Origin of the sequence: Actinomadura sp. 7K507, assembly GCF_004348425.1 — a bacterium.
Classification (GTDB): domain Bacteria; phylum Actinomycetota; class Actinomycetes; order Streptosporangiales; family Streptosporangiaceae; genus Spirillospora.
The window spans coordinates 1-2,224 of record NZ_SMKK01000483.1 but is presented as its reverse complement, the minus strand read 5'-3'; the positions used below and the strand labels follow the sequence as shown (position 1 = coordinate 2,224).

Below are 2,224 nucleotides of genomic sequence, written 5' to 3'. Positions count from 1 at the left end.
GTACTGCAACGCCAGCAACTGCCCCTTCTTCACCGCCGGGCCGCCGCCCTTCACCAGCGTCCGCACCTGCAGCTTCTCCGGCGCCCCGGCACGCGGCACCGTCACCCGCGGCACCTGCCCCGCCGCCGCGTCCGCCACCTCCGGCAACCCCGGATCGTCCAGCGGCGCCTGCCTCTCCCCCTCCGGCCCCGCGGACTTCCCATACACCGCCCGCACGTCCAGCACGTACACCAGCGTGTCGTCCGCGCCCACCTGATGCTTCGGGTCGCCCTTCTCACCGAACCCGTCCTCCGGCGGAATCCGAGCCACCACACGCGACCCCGGACGCGCCCCGTCCAAAGCCTTCGTCAACCCCGCGACCAACTGCCCCGTCGGGAACGCCCCCGGACCCTTCGAATAACTGCTCGCCAGCAGCTTCCGCCCCGACTCACTCCACCGGTAGCCCACATAATCGGCCACCACCAGATCACCCTTACGGGCAGCCGCCCCCTCGCCCTCCTCCAGCGTCTCCACCGCGAAGGACTCACCCGGCGCACCATCGGGGAACTCCACCTCGGGCAGCTTCCCGAAATCACCCTTCACCGTGATGTCCACACCACCGCCCGAACACGCCGACAGCGCGAGCGGCGCGGCGAGCACGGCGACCACGGGCAACAACCGGACACGACGACGCATACGGGGGGCCTCCGAGGGGGCGGATGAGCGCTACTGCGCGCTCACCCTACCGCCAAGTGACCCACCGGTAAGGCCCCGCCGCACCTACCGCGAACCCCTACATACCGGTGATCACATACCGGCGATGAGCTTGTCCACCCGCTCATCCACCGACCGGAACGGATCCTTGCACAACACCGTCCGCTGCGCCTGATCGTTCAACTTCAGATGCACCCAGTCCACCGTGAAATCACGCCGCTTCTCCTGCGCCTTCCGGATGAACTCGCCCCGCAACCGCGCCCGCGTCGTCTGCGGCGGCACCGACTTCGCCTCGAAGATGTCCAGATCCCGCGTCACCCGGTCCACCGCCCCCCGCTTCTCCAGCAGGTAGTACAACCCCCGCTCACGATGCACATCGTGATACGTCAGATCCAGCTGCGCCACACGCGGCGACGACAACGGAAGATCGTACTTCCGCCGGTACCGCTCGATCAGCTTGTACTTCGTCACCCAGTCGATCTCACGCTCGACCAGATCCAGATCACCCGTCTCCACCGCCCGCAGCGTCCGCTCCCACAGCTCCAGCACCCGCTTCGCCGTCGCGTCCCCGCCACGCGCGTCCACGAAATCGCGCGCCTTCTCGAAATACTCCTTCTGGATCTCCAGCGAACTCGCCTCCCGGCCGTTCGCCAGCCGCACCTTCCGCCGCCCCGTCATGTCATGACTGACCTCACGGATCGCCCGGATCGGATTCTCCAGCGTCAGATCACGCATCACCACGCCGGCCTCGATCATCCGCAGCACCAGATCGGTCGCACCGACCTTCAGCAGCATCGTCGTCTCACTCATGTTCGAGTCACCGACGATCACATGCAGCCGCCGGAACCGCTCCGCGTCCGCATGCGGCTCATCCCGCGTATTGATGATCGGACGCGACCGCGTCGTCGCCGACGACACACCCTCCCAGATGTGCTCCGCCCGCTGCGACACGCAGTACACCGCCCCACGCGGCGTCTGCAGCACCTTCCCCGCACCACAGATGATCTGCCGCGTCACCAGATACGGAATCAGCACATCCGCCAGCCGCCCGAACTCCCCATGACGGCCCACCAGATAATTCTCATGGCAGCCGTACGAGTTCCCCGCCGAATCCGTGTTGTTCTTGAACAGATAGATGTCGCCGGCGATGCCCTCTTCACGAAGCCGCCGCTCCGCATCGACCAGCAGCCCCTCCAGAATCCGCTCACCGGCCTTGTCATGCGTCACCAGATCCACGACACTGTCGCACTCCGGCGTCGCGTACTCCGGGTGACTCCCCACGTCCAGGTAGAGCCGCGCCCCATTACGCAGGAACACGTTGCTGCTACGACCCCACGACACCACCCTCCGGAACAGATAGCGCGCCACCTCATCCGGTGACAACCGCCGCTGACCCCGGAAGGTACAGGTGACGCCGTACTCGTTCTCAAGCCCGAAGATGCGCCTGTCCACACCCTGACCCTATGCGGCACGGCCCCGACTTGGCAGTCTCTCCAGCCCACCGTTTCCCCCGCACCGAACCCCGCCGCAC

2 protein-coding genes are annotated in these 2,224 nt (G+C 66.7%); both read right to left on the bottom strand.

The genetic code is table 11. The annotated features are described in order from the left end of the window. On the bottom strand, positions 1-648 hold a 648-nt coding region (locus tag E1285_RS44665; protein ID WP_165967049.1), incomplete at its 3' end, for an FKBP-type peptidyl-prolyl cis-trans isomerase. A gap of 138 nt (positions 649-786) precedes the next feature. After that, positions 787-2,145, bottom strand: a complete 1,359-nt coding sequence (gene pafA, locus E1285_RS44660; protein ID WP_132160963.1) for a Pup--protein ligase — start codon at positions 2,143-2,145, stop codon at positions 787-789. Positions 2,146-2,224 lie beyond the last annotated feature (79 nt).